The sequence below is a fragment of the Duganella sacchari genome (genome assembly GCF_900143065.1).
GTDB lineage: Bacteria > Pseudomonadota > Gammaproteobacteria > Burkholderiales > Burkholderiaceae_D > Rugamonas > Rugamonas sacchari.
In genome coordinates this window covers 16962-39455 of sequence record NZ_FRCX01000013.1, presented here as the reverse complement: position 1 = coordinate 39455, position 22494 = coordinate 16962, and the positions used below count along the sequence as shown (strand labels likewise).

The window sequence follows — 22494 nt, the reverse complement described above, 5'->3', positions numbered from 1 at the left end:
ATTACGCCCATAATATATACTGTCAATAGTGTAGAAGTGGGAGACGATCATGAAAGTCAGCAGGGAACAGGTAGCGCTCAACCGTGAGCGCATCGTGGAAACAGCCGCACGGCTGTTCCGTGAAAAAGGGTATGACGGCATTGGTGTCGCCGATTTGATGAAGAGCGCTGGGCTGACGCATGGCGGTTTCTACGGCCATTTCGCGTCCAAAGAAGACCTGCTGGCAGAGGCCACCGCGCATGCGCTGAAAAAATCGGTCGAGCGCTGGGAGGGCTATCTGGCCGAAGGCCGGGAGGCGGCGATGGAGAAAATCACCGATGGCTACCTGACCATCAAGCATCGCGACCATCCAGAGAAAGGCTGCTCCGTCACCGCGCTGGGCGCGGATATCGCCCGCCTTGGCGGCAAGGCCCGTCACGCGATCGCGGAGGGCGCGGTCGGCCAGATGGCAGTGCTGGAACAGCTGATGACCGGGGACGACGCGGCCGAGCGCCGCAAGCAGGCGATTGCCACCTACGCCGCCATGGTCGGCGCCATCGTCCTGTCACGCGCGGTGGATGACGAAGCGCTGTCGGTGGAAATCCTGGAAGCCGTCAAGCAGTCGCTGACCGCATGACGCATTACGATTACATGTGGGCGGCATCCCCAGTGGGCAAACTGCAGCTGGTGGCCAAAGGCGACGTGCTGGCCGCCATACTGTGGGAAAACGAGCGCCCGAACCGCGTGCGGCTGGAACCCATGATCGAAAACCGCAGCAGCGCCGTGCTGGCGAAAGTGGCCGAGCAACTGGCCGAATACTTTGCCGGCCAGCGCAGCAGGTTCGAGGTCAAACTGGACTTCAAAGGGACGGATTTCCAGCAGCAGGTCTGGGCGGCGTTGCTGACGATACCGTTCGGCGAAACCAGGACCTACTCCCAGATCGCCAGACAGATCGGCAAACCTGCGGCGGTACGCGCCGTGGGCGCGGCGAACGGCCGCAACCCCATCTCCATCATCGCCCCATGCCACCGCGTGATTGGCGCCAGCGGCGAGCTGACTGGCTTTGCCGGCGGCCTGGCCGCCAAGCAAACGCTGTTGACCATCGAAGGTGCGCTGACTTGCTGAAATGTGCTTCGGCATTTTCATGCAACCGTTAAGCTACCGTTACTCTGCTGAGGTCTTCCAGGATTTTTTCCAATCGCAAGGCATCTGACACCATGAGCCTCTACCTTAAAATTAGCGCCAATTTTCGAACAGGCGTAACTTTACCGACAATAGAAGATCAATATTACGATCTGTGGAAGCTAGCGTCAGTTCTAGCGACAATCGGTCTTCCGATTAGCGATTGGTGTCCTCCCGCTGACACCCCTGCCAATTCACGCCTAAACGCCGCTTTTAACACGACTGGCCCGACCGATGCGGCCCTTGCTATCGCCAGGGCAGATAAGGACAGCCACGCGTCGGATTTGCGCACACTTGGCGTTTGGAATGGACAAGAAAATGCGGGAGGAACAACACTTACGACGATGTATAACACGGGCCGTATTCCCTCAAATCTGTCCTTGATCGAAGACGGCATTCGGGCTTTTGAGGATTATCAAAACGTAGTCGAGCTGGTACGTGGAATCGTGGATATCTGGAATCCTATGCTAATAAAAGTGACGCCATGGGGATATGACGACCACAAAATTTTCCAGGATCGTCCGCCAGTGGGATGGATGATTTATCTTCCCTTTGAATTAACACCTCAACAGGTCCCAGAGGCAGCGCAAGTCATCGTCATTGCGGACAAGCAGAAGAAGGGCGTATCAGGCACGCTCCTCGTTTCCACTACCGACGTCTTCTCTGCCGAAAATCCAGCACATGTCCAGATCGCAAATGCAATCGAAACCCGGCTCGTCGATCAAGATCTTTTGCCTACGCTGAGAGAGTTCTTGACCCAGTTTTGAACCATCTACTTGCTGCTCCATATGACGGAGTAGGGTGATTCTTAGACCGCCATACTATTGCTTATGACTTTTTGAAATAAGCTTATGAAAAATAATTATTTACGGTAAACTGACGGCATTTCCAAGTTGAGCCGTAACGAACAAAATGTTGCAATGGTTGAAGCGATACCGGCGTCACCAGCTCCCGGGCGATATCAGTGCCGGGCTGGTGGTGGCGATGATGATGATTCCGCAAGGTATGGCCTATGCGCTGGTGGCGGGGCTGCCGCCGGTGGTCGGGATCTATGCCAGCATTGCGCCGCCCATTGTCTACGCGCTGTTCGGCAGCAGCATGACGCAGTCGGTCGGCCCGATGGCCATTATCTCGCTCATGACCGCCGCTGCGATCGGCCCCATGGCTGCGCCGGGTTCTGCCCTGGCGGGCGTGCTGGCGGCGCAGCTGGCGCTGGTGGCCGGCGCGGTGCTGCTGCTGTGCGGCTTGCTGCGCATGGGCTTTCTGGCCAACTTTTTCTCCCGTCCTGTGATGAGCGGCTTTACGGTCGGCTCGGCCATTGTCATCGCGACCGATCAGTTGCGTACCTTGCTTGGCGCAGCGCTGCCGCAGGCCCATCTGCCCAGCGCAGCGCTGGGTGTGGGCGCGCTGCTGGTGCTGGTGCTGGCGCGGATGTATGGCGCGGCGCTGCTCAAACGCTGCGGCCTGCCACCCGTCGCTGCCGATATTGGCGCCAAGCTGGCGCCGATGTTTGTGGTCCTGGGCGGCATTCTGCTGATGGCGACGACAGGGCTGGCCGAGATGGGCATACGCACCACCGGCGCCGTGCCGGCTGGCCTGCCGCATCTGAATCTGGCGTCCTCCAGCGCGCATTGGCGCGCCTTGCTGCAACCGGGTTTGCTGATCGGCTTTATCGTGTTCCTGATGTCGATGTCAGGCGCGCAGGCGCTGGCGCTCAAGCGCAATGAAAAGCTGGTCAGCAATCATGAGCTGATCGGCCTCGGTGCGGCCAATGTGGCGAGCGCGTTGTCTGGCGGTTTTCCGGTGACGGGCAGCCTGTCGCGTTCCGCCGTGAATTTCGCCGCTGGCGCCAACACGCCGCTGGCGAGTTTGATCACGGCGATGCTGCTGGCCTGCGCATTGTTGGCGCCAACCGGCTGGCTGTCGCTGCTACCGTTGCCGGTGCTGGCGGCCACCATCATCGTTGCCGTGCTGGGCATGCTGGAGATGGGGATTTTGCACACCGCCTGGCAGTATGACCGCGGCGATGCGCTGGCGTGGGGCGCGACCTGCCTCGGCGTGCTGGTGCTGGGGGTGGAGGCGGGTGTGATCATCGGCGTGGCGCTGTCCATGGGCACCCTGATCTGGCGCGCCAGCCGTCCGCATATCGCGGTGCTGGGGCGCATCGCCGGCACCGAGCATTTCCGCAATATCGAGCGCTATCCGGCCGAAACCCAGCCAGAATTGCTGGCGCTGCGCATCGATGCCAATTTGTTCTTCGGTAACGTGGAAGCGGTGAGCGAACGCATCGAATGCGAGCTGGCCACGCACCACAGCGCGCGCGACCTGGTGCTGGTGATGTCGGCGGTCAGCTCTATCGATACGACCGCGCTGATGTCGCTGTCGGAGTTGAATCAAAGCGTCAAGCGGCGCGGCATCGGCCTGCACCTGGCCGAGGTGAAAGGGCCGGTCATGGATCGTCTACGCAATAGTACGTTCCTGCAGGAATTGAACGGTAAAGTCTTCCTGAGTACCGCTAATGCGTTCGATCAATTACATACTCATAAGGATGTTGCTTGAGCGCAAATTTACATAGACTTCAAGCTGGATTGAACCTATGATCTAAGTCGTAGCAGCAAAGATTAACCCCCAAAGAATGGTTTTCCGATGTTGGTCCGACTTGCCCGCCGTGCAGGAAAAGTATCGATCGCCGTATTCGTCAGCGTGACGCTCACCGCCGTGGTGACACTGGTTTTGACGACGTTTGCGCTGTATTTCTACCAGGTCGAACGCGCACAGCGCTGGGAGCAGCTGCATAAGACACTGGCCAACAGCGCCGACGAGCTGGCGTCCGCCGTGGCGCTGCCAGCCTGGAATTTCGACGAAACCCAAATCGTCACCATCATGAAGAGCGGTCTGAGTAACCGCGACCTGTATGCCAGCGCGGTGGCGCCGGTGGCCAGCAACCATCCTTTTATCCTCACCCGTAATGAACAGGCGCAGCTGGTGCCGGCGGAGCGCTTGCCGTCCGATCCCGAGCTGCTGTCCGAGCAGCGGCCCATCGTGGCGGGTGGGCAGAATATCGGCACCATTACCGTGTATGCCTCGCCGGCGGTGCTGATCGAGCAGCTGCGCCAGCGCCTGTACACCATCGCCGGCCTGATTTTCGTGCTGGACGTGACGCTGGTGCTGAGCCTTTATCTGCTGCTATGGCAGCTCATCCTCAAGCCTCTGACCAATATCGAGCGTTACGCGGCCAGCGTGAAAGCGGGCCAGAACCCGGGCGCCTCGCCGCCGCGCGACTGGTACACGGGCGAACTGAAAACACTGAATGCCTCGATCCGCGAGATGGTGCGGCTCATGGAGAGCCGCTACGTGGCCATGCATGCGAGCGAAGAGCGCCTGCAGATCGCCTCCGGTGCGGCGGCCATCGGCATCTGGGACTGGAATATCGCCACGGACGAAATGGTGTGGGACGAGCAGATGTACCGGCTGCATGGCCTGGAAGGCCGCAAGCTGGAAAAGCCCATGCACAGCTGGCGCAGCATGATCCATCCGGACGACGCGATTCCTACCGAAATGCTGCTGCAGCAGGCACTCAACGGCAGCGCGGAATTTGATGTGGAGTTCCGCCTGATCTGGCCTGACGGTTCGCTGCACTATCTGAAAGCGGACGCCATGATCTTCCGCGATGCGGACGGCCACCCTCAGCGCATGGTCGGCGTGAATTACGACGTCACGGCCAGCCGCACGGCGGAAGCGGAACTGCGCCGCCACCGCATCCATCTTGAGGAGCTGGTGGCCGAGCGTACCAACGCGCTGTCGGTGGCGGTGCGCCAGGCGCAGGCGGCGAACCGCGCCAAGTCCACCTTCCTGGCAAATATGAGCCATGAGCTGCGCACGCCGCTGAACTCCGTGATCGGTTTCTCGCGCCTGATGGCGGACTCCAAGAACATGCTGCCGGAAGAGAAGCGCAACCTGGCCATCATCCATCGCTCCGGCCAGCATCTGCTCACGCTGATTAACGATATTCTTGAACTGTCCAAGATCGAGGCTGGCCGCGCCGTGCTGCAAACGGAGGTGGTCAACCTCAACGACATGCTGCAGGAAGTCATGGACATGGTCAGCATGCGCGCCGGCCAGACCGGCGTGGAGCTGGTGCTGGACAGCGTCGGCCTGCCGGCCAGCGCGCGGGTGGACGGCACCAAGCTGCGCCAGGTGCTGCTGAATCTGATGTCGAACGCGGTCAAGTTCACCGCGCAGGGCAAGGTGACGCTGAAAGTGCGCTGCAGCGCGCGCAACGGCGCCTGTGAGTTGACGTTTTCCGTGATCGACAATGGTCCCGGCATTGCCACCGAAGACCAGTCGCGCATCTTTGAACCGTTCATCCAGGCCGATGGTCCGGGGGCTAAAGAGGGCACCGGCCTGGGGCTGACCATCTCGCGCGAATTCGTGCAGCTGATGGGCGGCACGCTGGCGCTGCAATCGGCGCCGGGCGAGGGCGCTACATTCTCGTTCACGGTGGCGGTGCAGGTCGCGGATGAGGCGCCGGTGGCCGGCGAGGATGAAGTCAGCCCTCTGCAACCGCAGCAGCGCCGCCGCATCCTGGTCGCCGATGACAACGCCGACGGCTGCGCGCTGCTGGAAAGCCTGCTTAAACCGCTGGGCTTCGAGATTGCCGCAGTCGGCGATGGCGCGCAGGCGCTGGCCATGGTGGATGTATGGCAGCCGGACCTGGTGTTCATGGACTGGCGCATGCCGACGCTGGACGGCATCAGCGCTACACGCCAGATCCGCGCCAACCCGGATATTCAACAGCCGCGCATCGTCATGTTGACAGCGTCCGCATTCACCGAAGAGCGCGAGGAGGCGCTGCACGCCGGCGCCGATGAATTCCTGCGCAAGCCGGTGGAACAGGAGCAGCTGTACGCCGTGCTGGAGCAGCAGCTCGACCTGCAGTTCGTGCGCCGTCATCACGGCGTGCGCCAGGCCGCGCCGCAGCCGCTGGCGGCGGAAGACCTGCGCCAGCTGGCGCCCGTGCTGCGCGCCGAACTGAAAACGGCTCTGCAGGAGCTGAATCTGTCGCGCGTGGCGCAGTTGCTGGCGCCATTGCCGCCGGCGCTGGGCGATGTGGTGGCGCGCATCGAGCATATGATTCAGCTGCACCAGTACCCGCAACTCTGCGCATTGCTGGATCAGGCGGGTACTGAATTGGTGGCCTCGGCCTGACCGGTATATCATAGAGAATGCAGCTAATCAGGCGAGAGAGTTTTTACATGCATCGGGATTTGTCGGAACAACAGACCAAGGGCGAAGTGCTGATCGTGGAGGACACGCCGGCCTCGCTCAAGCTACTCAGCGACCTGCTGACGGAAGCGGGGTACTACGTGCGCCAGGCGCCAAACGGCGAACTGGCCCTGTGGACCGCGCAATCGCGTCCGCCGGAACTGATTCTGCTCGACATCCGCATGCCCGGCATCGACGGCTTTGAAGTCTGCCGCCGTCTGAAAGCCACGCCGGAACTGAACCAGGTGCCGGTGATCTTCCTGTCCGCCCAACACGACACCGACGACAAGGTGCGCGGTTTTGAACTGGGCGCGGTCGACTTTATCGCCAAGCCGTTCCAGGCCGAGGAAATCCTGGCCCGTACCGACGCTCACGTCAAACTGGGCCGGGCGCAGAAAGCGCTGGCGGAAGAACGCGCCTTGCTGGAGCAGCGCGTGGCGGAGCGTACCGCCGAACTGGCGCGGGAGGTCGAACAGCGCCGCGCCAACGAGGAATTCCTGCGTCTCGCCAGCCAGGTGTTTGAGGCGACGCAGGACGCGATTGTGGTCACCGACCGCGACGCCCGCATCGTCGCCACCAATCCCGCCTTTACGCAGATCTCCGGCTACACCGCGCAGGAGGTGCTGGGGCAGAGTGTCGGCCTGCTGCATGCGGGCGATATGGATGCCAGCTCCTTCGCCACCATGGTGACTTCGGTGGTCAAAACCGGCCACTGGTCGGGCGAAATCCTGGCGCGCCGCAAGAATGGCGACACCTTTCCCGGCCTGCTCAGCGCTTCCGTGGTACGGGATGAACAGGGCCATGTCATCAACCACGTGGCGGTGTTCATGGACATCACCGAGCGCAAGGCCGAGCAGCACCTGATCGACTTCCTGTCCAACCACGACGCGCTGACCGGACTGCCGAACCGCATGCTGGCGCGCGAACGCTTCGTGCAGGTGCTGTCCACCGCGCGCCGCGATGGCCGTTGCGTCGCGCTCATGTGCCTGGACCTGGACCGCTTCAAGAGCATCAATGACTCGTACGGCCATGACATGGGCGACAAGGCGCTGCAGGTGGTGGCCAAGTACCTGAGCGAGACTGTACGTGAAGGGGATATCGTCAGCCGTCATGGCGGCGATGAATTCCAGATCATTGTGGCTGACGACGCGCAACTCAATGACACCATCGCGCTGGCGCAGAAAATCCTGGCTGGCCTGCGCAAGGAACTCATGATCGACGGCCAGCAGATCACCGTCACTTCCAGCATCGGCATCGCCGTCAGCCTCACCGATGGCGAGAGCTTCGATGAACTGGTGCGCAATGCCGATACGGCGCTGTTCCGCGCCAAGGAGATCGGCCGTGACAACTACGCCTTCTTCACCGAGCGCATGGATGCGGAAATCCGCGACAAGCTGGCGATCCAGAGTCAGCTGCGTGGGGCCATTGCGCGCGACGAGTTTGAAGTCCACTACCAGCCGCAGGTCTGCCTGAAGACCGGCGCCATGGTTGGCGCGGAGGCGCTGCTGCGCTGGGATAACGCGGTGCTGGGCAAGGTGCCGCCCAACCGCTTCATTCCGTTGGCCGAGGAATATGGCCTGGTCAACTCGATCGGTGAATGGGTGCTGGAGAGCGTGTGCGCGCAGATGAAAGTGTGGCATGAACAGGGGCTGGGCCAGATCAAGGTCGCGGTCAACCTGGCGGCGGGGCAGTTCGCTCACGATGCCACCGTGCCCTATGTGGAAAGCACGTTGCGCAAATATGGCCTGGCGCCGGAATATCTGGGCCTGGAAATCACCGAAGGCACGGTGATGGGCGATCCGAATAAAGCCGTGGCATCGCTGCGCCGCTTGAAGGACATTGGCGTCCACATTTCGCTGGACGACTTTGGTACGGGCTATTCCAGTCTCAGTTATCTGAAGCGCTTTCCGATTGACGTGCTGAAGATCGATAAATCCTTCGTCGATGATGTGACCACCAACAGCGCGGATTCGGCCATCGCGTTGTCCGTCATCTCGCTGGCGCACAACCTGAATATGCGCGTGATTGCGGAAGGTGTCGAGACGCGCGAGCAGGTGCAGTTCCTCGCCGAACATGGTTGCGATGAGATGCAGGGCTACTATTTCAGCCGCCCGCTAAACGCCGAAGGATTCAGCGCGCTGCTGCGCGAGCGCCGTAATTTGCAGGATATGTAAACCAACCTTTCTCCCTGGAGTGCTATGGAAAAGAAGTTCAGCGCCGCGATAGCCGGTGCATGCATGCTGTTGTGTCTTGGTGTCGCCAACGCTGCGGCGACGGCGGTTAAAGCAGGTCCGGCGGACGCCCAGTTCAAGGCGATCTACACCCAGGAGTGGAAGTGGCGTCTGAGCCAGAAGCAGGAAGACGGCGAGGACGACGACGACAGCGGCGTATCGCCCGCGCTGCCGCGTATCGATCTCGCCACGCAGAACAGCCGTACCGCGTATTGGCAGGGCGTGATGAAAAAGCTGGAGGGGATCAAGGAGTCGAAACTGTCGGCGCCGGAGCGCATCAACTACCAGGTGTACAAGGCGCAGATTGCCGCCTTCCTCGCCGCCCAGCAGTTCCGCGAATTTGAAAAACCGCTCAACGCCGACAGCGCCTTCTGGTCGAACATGGCCGGCACCGCGCGCCGAACCATGGCCACCGAGGCTGAGTACCGCGATTATGTGAAACAGCTGGCTGACGTGCCACGCTACTTCAACGACGAAATCGTCAACATGCGTGCCGGCCTGGCGCGCGGCTTCACGCCGCCGAAGGTCACGCTGGTTGGCCGCGACGCGTCCATCACCTCGGTGAGCGATGCGAAGACGCCGCAGGACACGGTGTTCTACCTGCCATTCAAGACCATGCCGGCCAGTATGCCGGCCGCCAAGCAGGAAGAGCTGCGCGCGCAGGGCGTGAAAGCGATTGAAACGGCGGTGGTCCCGGCCTATAAAAACCTGCTGAAGTTCATGCGCGAAGAGTATGTGCCCAAAGCGCGCGAGGAGCTGGCGGCGGAAAGCCTGCCGGATGGTAAAGCCTACTACCAGTCGAAGATCGTGGAGTTCACCACCACCTCGCTGAGCGCGGACCAGATCCACAACATCGGCCTGGAAGAAATGGCCAAGATCCGCGCCGAGATGCAGGACGTGATCAAGCAGGTTGATTTTAAAGGCGATCTGCCGGCCTTCCTGCAATTCCTGCGTACCGATCCGCAGTTCTACGCCAAAACGCCGGAGGAACTGCTGATGCGCTCTGCCTGGGTCGCCAAGAAATTTGACGGCAAAGTGGCGCAGTACTTTGGCTATCTGCCGCGCCGCCGCTTTGCGGTGATACCGGTGCCGGACGACCAGGCGCCGTTCTACACTTCGGGCCGCGGCGGTCCTGGCGTCTACCTGGTCAACACCTACAACCTGCCATCGCGCGCGCTGTACAGCATGCCGGCGCTGACGCTGCACGAATCGGCGCCGGGCCACGCGTTCCAGATGCCGGTGGCGATGGAGCAGAAGGGACGTCCACCATTCCGCAATGCCTACATCTCGGCTTTCGGCGAAGGCTGGGCGCTGTACAGCGAACGCCTGGGCGCCGAAATGGGCATGTATGAAACGCCGTACGAAGTATTTGGCATGCTCAGTTATCAGGCCTGGCGTGCTTCCCGCCTGGTGGTGGACACCGGCATCCACAGCAAGGGCTGGACCCGCAAACAGGCGCAGGACTACCTGCATGCCAACACCGCGCTGTCGGACCATGAAATTGAAACGGAGGTGGACCGCTATATTTCGTGGCCGGGCCAGGCGCTGTCCTACTACCTGGGCGAAATGAGCATCATCAACGCACGCAAGAAAGCGGAAAAGGCGCTGGGACAGAAGTTCGATATCCGCGCCTTCCACGACACGGTGCTGCAACTGGGATCGGTGCCGCTGCCCGTGCTGGAGGCGCGCGTCGACCAGTTCATCGCGGATGGCGGCAAGAGCCCGTACTCTAGTCTTGAGTGACAAAGTGCGTATTTCTTGAGGGTAAAGCTTCAGTAGAATTGCGCTCTTTTGACATTCTCCTGGTCTTCCCTTGAAAAAAACTGCCCTCGCATTTGCAATGACCAGCGCCATGCTGGTCATTCCCGTTTACGCTGCCGATCCGGCTGCAACGCCAGCCCCACCGCAGCTGCCAGAATTTCTGACCCCGGCGACGCTTGAGACGCTCAAGCAGGCCAGCCAGGAACTGACTGCCGCAACGGGCAGCGAACGGAATGTGGCCAAAATCTGGGAAAAATACGCCAGCTTTGAATTCTCGCCGGCATTGCGGCCGAAGCTGAAAGAGATGTTCGGCGCCGAACGTCCGTTCCCGATCACGCGTACCGACGGTCCTAAAGGCCAGATCAATTACATCGGCAAGCTGGCGCCTTACCTATACGTACAAGGCAATGGCACGGACTTCAACTGGTCCGAGATGACGCTCAAGCTGTCGACCGAAAAGACAGGCCGTAGCCTGACCATGGACATGCAGTGGCCATCGCTGGTGATGGCGCGTCCCGATCTTTCGGTCAGTCTGGAAAACATGACGCTGGTGGCGAAGCAGCAGCGCGCAGCGGATGGCGTGGATTACGGCGTTGCCAATTTCGGCGTTGGGCTGGTCTCCGTGCGCGATGTGACGGTTGGCGACAAGGACGCCAAAAAGCTGATGCGCTTTGAAGGCATTACCGCGCGTTCGGAAACTTCCCGTCGCGGCAATAACGTGGAAATTGCCTACCGTTCGACGGTCAACGCCATGGCGATAGGTGACGAGCGCGTGGATCACGCCAACTTCGCTTTCCGCCTCACCAATGTGCCGGTGAAGGTGATGGCTGATTTCAGCCGTTCCATGCGTGAGCAGAACGCCCAGAAGCTGGACCCGAAAGCGCAGCAAGAGCTGATGTTGAAGAATATGAAGGACCTCGGCAAGCGCGCGCTCCAGTCGGGCGCGGTGCTGCTCATCGACGATATCAGTGTCGGCTATCGCGGCAACGTCGCTGCGATAAAAGGCCGTGTGTCCTTCGCGAAGACGGTGGATGCCGACTTCCAGGACATCAAAGCGATTATGAAAAAGATCGTGGCGCACTTTGAAGTACGGGTGCCGGTTGCCCTGATCCGCGATGTCGGGCGCGCCATCTCGGCCCGTAGCGTGGATGCCAGTGCCGCCGACGCCGCGCGTCAGATCGATGCCGGCGCCGACGCCATGGTCAGCTTCGTGGTGGGCAAAGCCGTCAGCAGCGGCTTTGCCGTGGTGGAGAAGGACGAGTTGCGCTCGACCATCGACATCAAGGACGACAAGCTGTCGATCAACGGCAAGTCGATGGAGCTGCCGAAGAACCTGGGCATTAAAGCCGCACCGGAAGCGAAACCGGCGCCAGCGCCGGAAACCAAGCCGAATCCTTGAACTCAGGTGCGCAGCATATCGTTCGCAATCCAGTCCAGCACTGGCGGGCGATGGGGCTGCCATCCCAGCTGCGTGCGTGCGCGTTGGCCACGTACGCGGCTGTTGGAACCGAGGCCGTAGGAGGCCATCTCGTAACCCCATTCTTCCTTGGCCTGTTCCAGCGGCCAGTCCTGCGGCGGCGCCAGGTCCAGTGCCCTGGCGATCGCCGCGCTCATCTCGTTGAATGCCGCTTCGCCGCTTTCGACAAAATAGAACGCGCCCGCTTCGGTGTTTTCCAGTGCCAGCAGATACAGGTCAACCACATCGTCGATGTGCACATTCGACCAGATGTTGCGGCCCGGGCCGACGTGGCGCACGATGCCGCTCTTGCGCGCCTGCTTGAGCAAACGTGGCAGCTGAACGGAGTCGCGCGGCAGCGCGCCGTGACCGTAGATCAGCGTGTTGCACAGCACTGCGGAGCGCACGCCCTGGCTGGCCGCGTCCAGTACCAGCTTGTCGATGGCGACACGCGCGGCCTTGTCGGCGGTCGGCGCCGGCAGCTTGTCTTCGTAGTAGATCTGATCGGTGCCTTCGCCGCCCGAGGCGTCGCCGACGATGCTGGAGCCGCTGGTGTGCAGGAACACCTTGCCGGAACCGGCAAGGGCGTCGATAAAGGCTTCCACCGCAGCGCGGTTGTCGCTGCTGGCGGCGTTGATGACGGCATCGGCCGCCCGGGCCTGGGCCATCAGCAGATCACGGTCGGTGAGTGTGCCGAGTACACCGGTGACGCCGATCGTTTTCACTTCTTCCAGCTGTTCCGGCTTGCGCACCAGGCCAACCACTTCATGGCCAGCCTTGACCAGGCCTGCCGCAATCGAACTGCCGATAAAACCGGCCGCACCGGTGACGAATACTTTCATGTTCTGCTCCGAGATTCATTTCCTGAAGCAGAGAGTATGGGGACGCGGGCAGTCCACACCAATAGGGCGCCGGGCAAAGCTCCCTTGCGTCCGTTTCAACAATCAAAAATAGACGGTCGCGGTGATGGTCGATTTGTAGGTGTCTGGCTGCGGCGTCGACTGGGCCGGGATCACGCCGTAGACGGTAAGGTTCTGCAGGGCGCCGGTGCCGGTGCCGGACAGCGTATCCGTACCCTGGGTATTGCCCCAGTTGCCGCCGCCTGCGGTCAGGTTCAGATTGAAGGCCACGGTGCTGGTATTGGCGCCGGTCCCGCTCATCTGACGTGCAGCGACGCTGGAACCGGTGCCTGTGCCGGCGTTGAGGCCGATGTTATACGGCGTGGTATTGGTGCAGGTGACATTGAGCGTGCTGTTGACGTTGACGGCGGTTGCCAGCACACCCTGCGACTGGCCGAAGTCCAGCGTATTGGCGGCGATGGTGCAGTCGGCGATGATTTTCAGCGTGACGTCGAAGGTCGTCGTTTTGTTGCCGTTGCTGTAGACAGCGGCGCCACCGACCATCGGGGCCAGCATGGCAAGAACGGTTGCTGCGGCGGCGATACGGGTAGCGATGCGCGGCATGGCAATTCTCCAGTAAATAAGCTCGAAGGTTATTTACCGCTACGCTGGGGCGGTTTAAAACGGTACAGGGGAAGCTTGGGCGCGGGCTGGGGCGCCAGGGAATGCAGGATCGCGTCTATCAGCCAAGATTGTGGGCTGACGGCGGAGTGGGGTGTTAGAAGTAGACGGTCGCGGTGATCGTCGACTTGTACGTATCCGGTTGCGGCGTTGCCTGTGCCGGGATGTTGCCGTACACAGTAATGGTCTGCGACGAACCGGTGCCGGTGCCGGACTTGGTGTCGGTACCTTGCGTGTTACCCCAGTTGGTGGTGCCGGCTGCCTGGAACAGATTGAACGCGACGGTGCTGGTATTGGCGCCGGTGCCGCTCATCAAACGGGCTGCCACGGTCGACCCGGTGCCGGTACCGGCATTGAGGCCGATGTTGTACGGCGTGGTGTTGGTGCAGGTGACGTTCAGCGTGGTGTTGACGTTGACTGCCGTCGCCAGCACGCCTTGCGACTGGCCGAAGTCCAGCGTATTGGCGGCGATGGTGCAGTCGGCGATGATTTTCAGCGTGACGTCGAAGGTGGTCGTTTTGCTGCCGTTGCTGTAGACCGCGGCACCGCTCAGTACCGGCAATAGCGCCGCGCCGAAGGCGGTGGCAAGTGCGACGCGGGTGAGGAACTTGCTTTTCATGATGCTCTCCATTGGTGGGTAACTCGGAGCATGTTCACGACAACTTTTGTTTCCATGCCTCAATGGAACCAATTATTCCTCAACCGTAAAAACGCTGCTTTTGCTGCACGAGGCAATACTTTTGGCGGCGTAGAAACCGCGAAAATTATTTGCTGCCCGGCACTTTTTTACAACAGCGAAGTTGTGCTGGCGTAGAGAAAACTTCTTACATCGTGAACTTGGCGTTGACGGGAAGTACATTTCGCACGGCTTAGCCTCCGCACAGGGCCAGCATGAAATGCTGACCGTCTCAAACGAAACCGATGTCTCTAAGCTCTGTATATAGGATCAAAATGAATCGCCAAATTTCAGAAGAAGTGCTCAAAACAATGTCAGACGTTTGTGAACGCCTGAATGACTCCCTTATCCGGGTAAAAGATACGTGCCCGGAAAACGAATTTAAGGAATACCGGGAAGAGGTTAGCAAGATCATGACGGAATTGTATTATTGCATCATCCGACCTATCCACGATGCATACCCGGAATTGGAGCCAGAAGCACTGAAAGACAGCCGCAAGCCCAGAACACCCGATTAAAGCTCTTGCGTCACTAACAAGCGCATCAAGGACAGGTTTGTCGCTGCGGGGGGCTTGAGCCTGTGGGATGCACCAAGTTGGTGCTGTTTGCCATATCTCGGTGCAGCCTGCGCGCGCAGGAAGGAATTTATGCTGGCACGCTGATTGCATAGATCAACGGTTATTTAGCATCTCTGTTTCTATGCCCGACTGCACCGCACCGCGCGACGTAAACGCCAGCACTGGCCACAGTGCCTGGCAGGCCAGTCTCACCCTCGGTTTTGCCGACGATGCAGGCACCACGCGGTTGTTCAATAAAATCCATCACGGCCCGCTGCGTGTGCAGAAGGCGCTGTATCCGGAAGACGCCAAAGTCTGCCAAGCCATCGTGGTTCATCCACCGGGTGGCGTGGTCGGTGGCGATCAGCTGGAAATCGATATTGGCGTGGGTGATCGCGCGCACGCGTTCATCACTACACCTGGCGCGGCCAAGTGGTACCAGGCTAATGGCAAGGTATCGCAACAGACCGTGCACCTGCATGTGAACCAGGACGCGGCACTGGAATGGCTGCCGCAGGAAACAATCTTTTTTGATACCGCTAACGTGGTCCTGGAGCAGCACATAGAGCTGGCTGCAGGCGCGACCTTTATCGGTTGCGAGATTCTCTGCATGGGCCGGCGTGGATCGGGAGAGACGTTCGATAGCGGCAGGATACGCCAGCGCAGCAGCATCCGCCGCGAGGGGCGTCTGCTGTGGTGGGAACAGGGCGACATGCTGGGCGGGCAGTTGGGCAGCCCGCTGGCGCTGGATGGCCACACAGTCTGCGCCACGCTGATCGCCGCCGGCAAGCCGCTGCCTGCCGCCGTATTGAACGAGATCCGCACCGCTGCCGCCACCGACGGCGCACACCGCTTCGGCGTAACGCAGACCAAGGGCGTGCTGGTGGCACGCCATCTGGGCGACGACAGCGAAACCGCGCGCCGCCTCATGCTCACCGTGTGGCGCCATCTGCGCCCGCACCTGCTGGCGCGAGAAGCCGTGACGCCGCGCATCTGGCAAACCTGAACAGGAAACCGAATATGGATCTGAGTCCACGCGAAAAAGACAAGCTGTTGATTTTTACCGCAGGCCTGGTGGCGGAACGCCGCCTGGCCCGCGGCCTGAAGTTGAACTACCCGGAAGCGGTGGCGCTGATTACCTGCGCCATCATGGAAGGTGCCCGCGACGGCAAAACTGTCGCCCAACTGATGTCCGACGGCACGCGCATACTCGCGCGCGCCGACGTCATGGAGGGTATCCCCGAAATGATCCCTGACATCCAGGTCGAAGCGACGTTCCCGGATGGGAGCAAGCTTGTGACTGTCCACAACCCCATCCCATAAAGGAGTTCATCGTGATCCCTGGCGAATACATACTGGAAGAGGGCGAGATCGGCATGAACGAAGGCCGCGAGACGGAGACCGTGGTGGTAACCAACCGCGGTGACCGTCCGGTGCAGGTCGGATCGCATTTCCATTTTTTTGAAGTCAACACCGAGCTCAAGTTCGAGCGCTGGAAGGCCTATGGCAAGCGGCTGAACATCGCTGCTGGCACCGCTGTGCGCTTTGAGCCGGGCCAGCAGCGCACGGTGGAACTGGTCAAGCTGGGCGGCGAGCAGAAGGTATATGGATTCAACGGCAAAGTCATGGGAAAGCTGAGTTGATATGGTGACGATTTCGCGCCGCGCTTACGCCGAGATGTTCGGTCCCACTACCGGGGACCGCATCCGCCTGGCGGACACTGAACTGTTTATCGAAATCGAGAAGGACTACGCCACTTATGGCGAGGAAGTGAAGTTCGGCGGCGGCAAAGTGATCCGCGATGGCATGGGCCAGTCGCAGCGCGTGGCTGCTGAGGTGATGGATACGGTGATTACCAACGCCGTGATCGTCGATCATTGGGGCATCGTCAAGGCGGACATCGGCCTGAAAAGCGGCATGATCGCGGCCATCGGCAAAGCGGGCAATCCCGACATCCAGCCGAATGTGACCATGGCGATCGGCGGCGCCACCGAAATCATCGCGGGCGAAGGCATGATCGTGACGGCCGGCGGCGTGGATACGCACATCCACTTCATCTGCCCGCAGCAGATCGAGGAGGCGCTCATGAGCGGCGTCACCACCATGATCGGCGGCGGTACCGGGCCATCGGCGGGAACCTCGGCCACCACCTGCACGCCGGGGCCGTGGCATCTGCACGCGATGCTGCAGGCGGCGGACGCATTTCCGATGAACCTGGGCTTTCTCGGCAAGGGCAATGTGAGTTTGCCTGAACCGCTGGAAGAACAGATCCGTGCCGGCGCCATCGGCCTGAAGCTGCATGAGGACTGGGGCAGCACGCCGGCCGCCATCGACAACTGCCTGAGTGTGGCCGACAGGATGGATATTCAGGTCGCCATCCACACCGATACGCTCAACGAAGGTGGCTACCTTGCCGATACGCTGGCGGCGTTCAAGGACCGCACCATCCATACCTTCCACACGGAAGGTGCGGGTGGCGGCCATGCGCCCGACATCATTGCCGCCGTGGGCGAGGGCAATGTGCTGCCGTCCTCCACCAACCCCACGCGGCCGTACACGGTGAACACGCTGGACGAGCATCTGGATATGCTCATGGTGTGCCATCACCTGGATGCGGCGATCACGGAGGATGTGGCGTTCGCCGAATCGCGCATCCGCCGCGAGACTATCGCGGCGGAAGACATCCTGCACGACATCGGCGCGATTTCGATGATGTCGTCCGACTCCCAGGCCATGGGGCGGGTGGGGGAGGTCATCATGCGTACCTGGCAGACGGCGCACAAGATGAAAGTGCAGCGCGGGCCGCTCGCACCCGATTCTTCGCGCAGCGACAACTTCCGCGTCAAACGCTATATCGCCAAGTACACCATCAACCCGGCCATCACCCACGGTGTCGCGCATGCGGTAGGTTCGGTGGAGGTGGGCAAGATTGCGGATCTGGTGCTGTGGAAGCCGGCGTTCTTTGGCGTCAAGCCGCAGACGATACTGAAGGGCGGCATGATTGCGGCGGCGTTGATGGGCGATCCCAATGCGTCTATCCCGACGCCGCAGCCGGTGCATTACCGCCCGATGTTTGGCTCTTTTGGCGGCGGCTTGAAGAAGTCGTTCACCTTTGTTTCGCAGTCTGCTTACGATGCGGGCATCGGCGACCAGCTCCGGTTGAACAAGACGCTGATCGTGGCCCGCGGCATGCGCGCGCTGCGCAAGTCCGACATGATCCACAACGACCTCACGCCCCGGATGGAGGTCAATCCTGAAACCTATGAAGTGCGTGCCAACGGCGAACTGCTGGTGTGCGAGCCCGCTTCCCAGCTGCCGATGGCGCAGCGCTATTTCCTGTTCTGATGATGCTGACACTACATACCAAAATCCCGCATGCTGACGCCATCGCCGCGCAACTGGTGCTGCCTTATGAACTGCGCGAGAAATGCCGCCTGCGTGCGATGCTCGATACCGGCGAGGAGGTCGCTGTGTTCACCGTGCGCGGCACCGTGCTGCGTGACGGCGACCTGCTGACAGGCGAGGACCAGCGGGTGGTGCGCGTCATCGCCGCGCCGGAGCCGACCTACAAAGTCACCTGCGCGAATGCTCATGCGCTGCTGCGTTGCGCTTTCCATCTCGGGAACCGTCATACACAGGCGCAGGTAGGCGACGGTTTTTTGCGCATCCGCGCGGATGAGGTGTTGAAGGAAATGCTGGCCGGCCTGGGGGCAAGCGTGGTGGAGGAAATGGCGGCGTTTGAGCCGGAGTCCGGCGCCTACGGCGGCGGCCACGGTCACCATCATGACCACGGCCAGGGACCGTTGGCGCCGATTCCGCTGCGCCAGAAGATCCACCGTCCGGGCGATCTGAAATAAATGCAGGCCGCCGCGCTCCTCAACCTGCTGCAGTTCGCCAGCCCCGCGCTGCCGATCGGCGCCTACAGCTATTCGCAAGGGCTGGAGGCGGCGCTGGAGAATGGCGCGGTGCGCGATGCCGACAGCGCGCGCGCATGGATCGTCCGCCACCTGCATGAAGTGGTGGCGCAGTGGGAGGCGCCGATAACGTGGCGGCTGATGCAGGCGTGGTCGCGCCGCGACTGGCACGCGGTCGCCGAGTGGAGCGAAAAATTCATCGCCTCGCGCGACAGCAGCGAGTTCCGCGCCGAGACCATCCAGATGGGCTACTCGCTGACCAAGCTGGTGGCCGAATTGGATATTGCCGATGCCGACATGCTGGCGCAGTTGCAAGGCAAGCCCGAAGTCGGATTGCCGACAGCCTTCAGTTGCGCCGTCGCTGCGCTGGGCATCCCGCACCAGGAAGCCTTGTTGGCCATGCTGTTTGCGTGGGCGGAGAACCAGGTGCTGGTGTGCGTGAAGTCCGTACCGCTAGGGCAGGTGGCCGGCCAGCGCATGCTGTTGTCGCTGCGCGCGGAGCTTGAAGCCGCGGCCCGCTACGCGCAAACCGTCAGCGACGACGATATGTGCAACTGGGCGCCGGGCCTGTCGCTGCTCTCGATGCAGCATGAAGTGCAATACAGCCGTTTATACAGATCCTGAAAGAGCATAAAAATGACTACCTCCAATCCACTCCGCGTCGGCATCGGCGGCCCTGTCGGTTCGGGCAAGACCGCGCTGTGCGAAATGCTGTGCAAGGGCATGCGTGACCACTACGACATGGCCGTCATCACCAACGACATCTACACCAAGGAGGACATGGAAATCCTGCTGCGCGCCGATGCGCTGCCGGCCGAACGCCTGATGGGCGTGGAGACCGGCGGCTGCCCGCATACGGCCATCCGCGAAGATGCGTCGATCAACCTGGAGGCCATCGCCCGCATGCAGGCGGATTTTCCGGCCCTGGACCTGATCCTGGTGGAATCCGGCGGCGACAACCTGGCGGCGACCTTTAGTCCGGAGCTGTCGGACCTGACCATCTACGTGATCGATGTCGCTGGCGGCGAGAAGATTCCGCGCAAGGGAGGTCCGGGCATCACGCGCTCCGATCTGCTCATCATCAACAAGACCGACCTCGCGCCGCATGTGGGCGCGGACCTCGACGTCATGGCGCGCGACGCCAGGCAGCAGCGTGGCAGCCGTCCTTTTGTCTTCACCAACCTGCGCAGCGGCGAGGGCGTGACCCAGGTCATTGACTTCATCCGCGAACAAGGCCTGCTGGGCCAAACCCCACACCAGGAGCATGTATGAAAAAAATCGCCACCGCATTGGCGCTCAGCGTCACCGCTACCGCTGCTTTCGCCCACACCGGAACGGGCGTCCACACGCACGGTTTCCTGTCCGGCTTTCTGCATCCGCTCACCGGCCTCGATCACTTGCTGGCGATGCTGGCTGTTGGTGCGTGGAGTGTGCGGCAGCAGGGCGCCCGCTGGCTGCCGCTGGCATTCGTCGGCATGCTGCTGGTGGGAGTCGCTACTGGCGCAGCGGGACTGGTGGTGCCGGGTCTGGAAACCGGCATCGCGCTGACAGTGGCGTTGATGGGCGTACTGCTTGCTGTCGCCGCACGTCTGCCGGCTGCGCCGGATGTCGCCATGGTCGGCGCGTTTGCGCTCCTGCATGGCAATGCGCATGGCCATGAACTGCCGCACATGGCAAGCGCCATCGGCCTGCTGCTGTCCAGCTCGCTGCTGGTGTATGGTGGGAGTGTGCTGGGCCGCGTGAGCCCGGCGTTGGCCGTCAAAGCTGCGGGCGCCGTCATCGCCGTCACCGGCGTGATGCTGGCGGCGACGGCGTAAGCGGAGTTACTTGCGCTCTTCGCTGCGGCGTTCCTGCAGCACGACGGGCGCTTGGTTTTTGGGATACAGGCCGTGGTGGCCGGAGTAGATGGCGCGGATGGCGGCCATGTCGGCCTCCTGGTCGCCCGTCAGGTGCAGGTGGTCGACCACGCCCAGCGTCTTGTTCGGATAGTCGATGTAGACCAGGCACAAGGGCACCTTGGCTTCCAGCGCCAGGTGATAGAAGCCGCTTTTCCAATGCGGGCGATAGCTGCGCGTGGCCTCCGGCGTGATGGCCAGCCAGTACCAGTCGGCCGCGTTCATGCGTTCGGCTTGCGCGCGTATCATGCCTTGCGGCGCGCTGCGGTCTACGGGTTCGCCGCCCAGCGAACGGAACCAGCCGCCCAGCGGCGTCTTGAACAGCGAATCCTTGGCCAGCCAGCGGAACGGCAGGTTCAGCGCCCATTTGCCAAGCAGGCCGACAATAAAGTCCCAGTTCGTTGTGTGCGGATAGACCACTAAAATGCCGCGCGGACCGGGCAGCGGACGGTACAGCATGCGCCAGCCGGACAGATTCAGCATGCGCAGCGCAGCCCGCTGGCTCCAGTTCGGCAAGGCCGCTGGCTTGAGTTCAAATTCATTCATCTCACTGCATCCCGTTGTGTTTTGTTTTATTTTTACTATTGACAGGCTGTTATTCGCCCGCTTAAAAAAGCAGCGCGCATTCTATATTGGCCTCGACCGTGGCACAAGCTTGAACTTTTCTCATCATTTCCCGTCCAATAAGCATGACGACGAAATCGATACTCTGCGTGGGTGCCGGCGAACCTGGCTTGCCGGCGGCCTGGGAGGTGGTCCGTGCAGCTACGCCAACCGAAGCGCGCCGTCACTACAAGACGCGGCCATGCGCGGTTGGCCTGCTGCTGGTGCAGGAGGCGGATAGCTGCGCGGAGCTCGGCACCTTCCTGCTGGAGCACTGGAATATACACTGGACGGCGGTACTGCCGCCGTCGCTGGTGGCGCACTCATCCTGGCGCCAGCTATTGCGCGATCACTGCCACGACTACCATACCTGGCCGGCGGACAGTGTGCGCCTGCGGCACACCCTGGGCCACGCGCTGGGTATGGCCGCCTTGCGCGCCGACGGCGAACTGCCGACAGCTGCCGAGGCCACGCTGACCGGAGCGAGCGCGGCCATCATGCGGCTGCGGCGGCAGATTACCAAAGTGGCGGCAGCCAGCGCGCCGGTACTGATCTGGGGCGAGAGTGGCAGCGGCAAGGAGCTGGCGGCACAGGCCGTGCATGCACATTCGCCGCGCCGCAAGGGACCGTTCGTACCGATTAACTGCGGCGCCATTCCTGCCTCGCTGATTCAATCAGAACTGTTTGGCCACGAACGCGGCGCCTTCACCGGCGCCCTGCGCGAAAAGCGCGGACTGCTAGAAAGCGCGCAGGGAGGCTCGGTCTTCCTGGATGAGATTGGCGATCTGCCCATGGAGCTGCAGGCCAACCTGCTGCGCTTTTTACAGGAAAAGACCATCTACCGTGTTGGCGGCACGCGCAGCATTGCGGTGGATGTGCGGGTGATCGCAGCGTCGCACGTCAATCTGCTGCAAGCGGTGCAGCGCGGCGCCTTTCGCGAAGACCTGTATTACCGCCTGAACGTGCTGGCGCTGGACGTGCCGCCGCTGCGCGAGCGCAGGGACGACTTGCTGCCGTTGGCCGAACACTTCTTCCATACTTTTTCCGATGAACGGGCGCCGCGCGTGAAGGGCTTCAGCAGCCGCGCTGCCCAGGCCATCCGGGACTACGGCTGGCCCGGCAATGTGCGCGAGCTGATCAACCGCGTGCGCCGCGCCATGGTCATGGCGGAAGGTCGTCTGATCCTGCCCCAGGACCTGGGCCTGGCTGCGGCCACGGCAAAATGCGCGCCGTTGCAATTGGACGACGCCCGCGTCCGCGCCGAACGCGACGCGATAGACGCCAGCCTGCTGCGCGCGGGCCGCAACATCACGGTGGCGGCGCGTGACCTGGGCGTGTCCCGCATGACGCTATATCGGCTACTGGCCAAACATGGGATTCCTGCGCCGTCTCATGCGCGTTACAACGGTGCTCCCAGTGAGTGATGCTGCGATGGCGGCCGGTTTGTCACAGCGG

General features: G+C 61.6%; 22 protein-coding genes and 1 pseudogene. 19 read left to right on the top strand and 4 right to left on the bottom strand.

All coding sequences use genetic code 11. From position 1 onward, the window contains the following. Positions 1-49: 49 nt before the first annotated feature. From BUA36_RS24220 to BUA36_RS24185, 8 genes and pseudogenes are all read left to right on the top strand, one after another. Positions 50-616: a TetR/AcrR family transcriptional regulator gene (locus BUA36_RS24220; protein ID WP_072788335.1), complete on the top strand. Its 567-nt coding sequence runs from the start codon at positions 50-52 to the stop codon at positions 614-616. Next, positions 613-1098 (top strand): annotated as a pseudogene (locus BUA36_RS24215) (methylated-DNA--[protein]-cysteine S-methyltransferase); the annotation flags it as partial. The gene BUA36_RS24220 and the pseudogene BUA36_RS24215, both read left to right, overlap by 4 nt. A gap of 98 nt (positions 1099-1196) precedes the next feature. Beyond that, positions 1197-1928 carry an Imm52 family immunity protein gene (locus tag BUA36_RS24210; RefSeq protein WP_072788333.1) on the top strand — a complete coding sequence of 244 codons (732 nt, stop codon included), beginning with the start codon at positions 1197-1199 and terminating at the stop codon, positions 1926-1928. Positions 1929-2073: 145 nt separating this feature from the next. After that, entirely contained in the window at positions 2074-3720 is a 1647-nt protein-coding gene (locus BUA36_RS24205; RefSeq protein ID WP_072788332.1) for a SulP family inorganic anion transporter, read from the top strand. A gap of 87 nt (positions 3721-3807) precedes the next feature. Next, entirely contained in the window at positions 3808-6369 is a 2562-nt protein-coding gene (locus BUA36_RS24200) for an ATP-binding protein (protein ID WP_072788331.1), read from the top strand. Between the two features lie 47 nt (positions 6370-6416). Beyond that, positions 6417-8600, top strand: coding sequence for an EAL domain-containing response regulator (locus BUA36_RS24195; protein WP_072788330.1), 2184 nt, complete (start codon positions 6417-6419; stop codon positions 8598-8600). Positions 8601-8624: 24 nt separating this feature from the next. Further along, positions 8625-10400, top strand: a complete 1776-nt coding sequence (locus tag BUA36_RS24190; RefSeq protein WP_072788328.1) for a DUF885 domain-containing protein — start codon at positions 8625-8627, stop codon at positions 10398-10400. A 70-nt stretch (positions 10401-10470) separates the two neighbouring features. After that, positions 10471-11817, top strand: a complete 1347-nt coding sequence (locus BUA36_RS24185; RefSeq protein ID WP_139260680.1) for a DUF945 family protein — start codon at positions 10471-10473, stop codon at positions 11815-11817. Positions 11818-11819: 2 nt separating this feature from the next. On the opposite strand, the gene BUA36_RS24180 is transcribed toward BUA36_RS24185, so the two are convergent. From BUA36_RS24180 to BUA36_RS24170, 3 genes are all read right to left on the bottom strand, one after another. Then, entirely contained in the window at positions 11820-12716 is an 897-nt protein-coding gene (locus BUA36_RS24180; RefSeq protein WP_072788324.1) for an NAD-dependent epimerase/dehydratase family protein, read from the bottom strand. 102 nt (positions 12717-12818) lie between these two features. Continuing rightward, positions 12819-13337: a Csu type fimbrial protein gene (locus BUA36_RS24175; protein ID WP_072788322.1), complete on the bottom strand. Its 519-nt coding sequence runs from the start codon at positions 13335-13337 to the stop codon at positions 12819-12821. Positions 13338-13491: 154 nt separating this feature from the next. After that, on the bottom strand, positions 13492-14013 hold the full coding sequence (locus BUA36_RS24170) for a Csu type fimbrial protein (RefSeq protein WP_072788320.1): 522 nt from the start codon (positions 14011-14013) through the stop codon (positions 13492-13494). Positions 14014-14043: 30 nt separating this feature from the next. Here BUA36_RS24170 and BUA36_RS30825 point away from each other — a divergent pair, with 30 nt between their 5' ends. The 10 genes from BUA36_RS30825 to BUA36_RS24125 all read left to right on the top strand — a co-directional run bounded on the left by BUA36_RS30825 (position 14044) and on the right by BUA36_RS24125 (position 20358). Next, positions 14044-14208 (top strand): hypothetical protein, encoded by a 165-nt coding sequence (locus BUA36_RS30825; protein WP_167544329.1) that lies wholly within the window; start codon positions 14044-14046, stop codon positions 14206-14208. A gap of 137 nt (positions 14209-14345) precedes the next feature. After that, positions 14346-14588, top strand: a complete 243-nt coding sequence (locus BUA36_RS24165) for a hypothetical protein (RefSeq protein ID WP_139260679.1) — start codon at positions 14346-14348, stop codon at positions 14586-14588. 181 nt (positions 14589-14769) lie between these two features. Next, positions 14770-15633 (top strand): urease accessory protein UreD, encoded by an 864-nt coding sequence (locus BUA36_RS24160; protein ID WP_072788316.1) that lies wholly within the window; start codon positions 14770-14772, stop codon positions 15631-15633. Positions 15634-15647: 14 nt separating this feature from the next. Next, positions 15648-15950, top strand: coding sequence for an urease subunit gamma (locus BUA36_RS24155; protein ID WP_072788314.1), 303 nt, complete (start codon positions 15648-15650; stop codon positions 15948-15950). A gap of 11 nt (positions 15951-15961) precedes the next feature. Then, the gene (locus BUA36_RS24150; protein WP_072788312.1) at positions 15962-16270 is read left to right on the top strand and encodes an urease subunit beta; all 309 of its coding nucleotides are present in this window, start codon (positions 15962-15964) and stop codon (positions 16268-16270) included. Position 16271: 1 nt separating this feature from the next. Further along, positions 16272-17972, top strand: a complete 1701-nt coding sequence (ureC, locus tag BUA36_RS24145; protein ID WP_072788309.1) for an urease subunit alpha — start codon at positions 16272-16274, stop codon at positions 17970-17972. Between the two features lie 2 nt (positions 17973-17974). After that, positions 17975-18484, top strand: coding sequence for an urease accessory protein UreE (ureE, locus tag BUA36_RS24140; RefSeq protein ID WP_072788530.1), 510 nt, complete (start codon positions 17975-17977; stop codon positions 18482-18484). Further along, complete coding sequence (locus BUA36_RS24135) at positions 18485-19165, top strand: urease accessory protein UreF (protein ID WP_072788307.1); 681 nt, start codon at positions 18485-18487, stop codon at positions 19163-19165. Between the two features lie 6 nt (positions 19166-19171). After that, positions 19172-19813 (top strand): urease accessory protein UreG, encoded by a 642-nt coding sequence (gene ureG / locus BUA36_RS24130; protein WP_139260678.1) that lies wholly within the window; start codon positions 19172-19174, stop codon positions 19811-19813. Next, the gene (locus BUA36_RS24125) at positions 19810-20358 is read left to right on the top strand and encodes a HupE/UreJ family protein (protein WP_072788303.1); all 549 of its coding nucleotides are present in this window, start codon (positions 19810-19812) and stop codon (positions 20356-20358) included. The genes ureG and BUA36_RS24125 overlap by 4 nt, the downstream gene beginning before the upstream one ends. A 6-nt stretch (positions 20359-20364) precedes the next feature. Here the strand turns inward: BUA36_RS24125 and BUA36_RS24120 are convergent, their stop codons facing one another. Next, positions 20365-20982, bottom strand: coding sequence for a 1-acyl-sn-glycerol-3-phosphate acyltransferase (locus BUA36_RS24120; RefSeq protein ID WP_072788301.1), 618 nt, complete (start codon positions 20980-20982; stop codon positions 20365-20367). A 143-nt stretch (positions 20983-21125) separates the two neighbouring features. Here BUA36_RS24120 and BUA36_RS24115 point away from each other — a divergent pair, with 143 nt between their 5' ends. Further along, positions 21126-22463 (top strand): sigma-54 dependent transcriptional regulator, encoded by a 1338-nt coding sequence (locus BUA36_RS24115; protein WP_072788299.1) that lies wholly within the window; start codon positions 21126-21128, stop codon positions 22461-22463. Positions 22464-22494: the final 31 nt, after the last annotated feature.

What these genes read in the sequence shown, in the direction of transcription:
- BUA36_RS24220 (WP_072788335.1), top strand. Translation starts at nt 50, where the DNA reads ATGAAAGTCAGCAGGGAACAGGTAGCGCTCAACCGTGAGCGCATCGTG.
- BUA36_RS24210 (WP_072788333.1), top strand. Translation starts at nt 1,197, where the DNA reads ATGAGCCTCTACCTTAAAATTAGCGCCAATTTTCGAACAGGCGTAACT.
- BUA36_RS24205 (WP_072788332.1), top strand. Translation starts at nt 2,074, where the DNA reads ATGTTGCAATGGTTGAAGCGATACCGGCGTCACCAGCTCCCGGGCGAT.
- BUA36_RS24200 (WP_072788331.1), top strand. Translation starts at nt 3,808, where the DNA reads ATGTTGGTCCGACTTGCCCGCCGTGCAGGAAAAGTATCGATCGCCGTA.
- BUA36_RS24195 (WP_072788330.1), top strand. Translation starts at nt 6,417, where the DNA reads ATGCATCGGGATTTGTCGGAACAACAGACCAAGGGCGAAGTGCTGATC.
- BUA36_RS24190 (WP_072788328.1), top strand. Translation starts at nt 8,625, where the DNA reads ATGGAAAAGAAGTTCAGCGCCGCGATAGCCGGTGCATGCATGCTGTTG.
- BUA36_RS24180 (WP_072788324.1), bottom strand. Translation starts at nt 12,716, where the DNA reads ATGAAAGTATTCGTCACCGGTGCGGCCGGTTTTATCGGCAGTTCGATT.
- BUA36_RS24175 (WP_072788322.1), bottom strand. Translation starts at nt 13,337, where the DNA reads ATGCCGCGCATCGCTACCCGTATCGCCGCCGCAGCAACCGTTCTTGCC.
- BUA36_RS24170 (WP_072788320.1), bottom strand. Translation starts at nt 14,013, where the DNA reads ATGAAAAGCAAGTTCCTCACCCGCGTCGCACTTGCCACCGCCTTCGGC.
- BUA36_RS30825 (WP_167544329.1), top strand. Translation starts at nt 14,044, where the DNA reads ATGTTCACGACAACTTTTGTTTCCATGCCTCAATGGAACCAATTATTC.
- BUA36_RS24165 (WP_139260679.1), top strand. Translation starts at nt 14,346, where the DNA reads ATGAATCGCCAAATTTCAGAAGAAGTGCTCAAAACAATGTCAGACGTT.
- BUA36_RS24160 (WP_072788316.1), top strand. Translation starts at nt 14,770, where the DNA reads ATGCCCGACTGCACCGCACCGCGCGACGTAAACGCCAGCACTGGCCAC.
- BUA36_RS24155 (WP_072788314.1), top strand. Translation starts at nt 15,648, where the DNA reads ATGGATCTGAGTCCACGCGAAAAAGACAAGCTGTTGATTTTTACCGCA.
- ureC (WP_072788309.1), top strand. Translation starts at nt 16,272, where the DNA reads ATGGTGACGATTTCGCGCCGCGCTTACGCCGAGATGTTCGGTCCCACT.
- ureE (WP_072788530.1), top strand. Translation starts at nt 17,975, where the DNA reads ATGCTGACACTACATACCAAAATCCCGCATGCTGACGCCATCGCCGCG.
- BUA36_RS24135 (WP_072788307.1), top strand. Translation starts at nt 18,485, where the DNA reads ATGCAGGCCGCCGCGCTCCTCAACCTGCTGCAGTTCGCCAGCCCCGCG.
- BUA36_RS24125 (WP_072788303.1), top strand. Translation starts at nt 19,810, where the DNA reads ATGAAAAAAATCGCCACCGCATTGGCGCTCAGCGTCACCGCTACCGCT.
- BUA36_RS24120 (WP_072788301.1), bottom strand. Translation starts at nt 20,982, where the DNA reads ATGAATGAATTTGAACTCAAGCCAGCGGCCTTGCCGAACTGGAGCCAG.
- BUA36_RS24115 (WP_072788299.1), top strand. Translation starts at nt 21,126, where the DNA reads ATGACGACGAAATCGATACTCTGCGTGGGTGCCGGCGAACCTGGCTTG.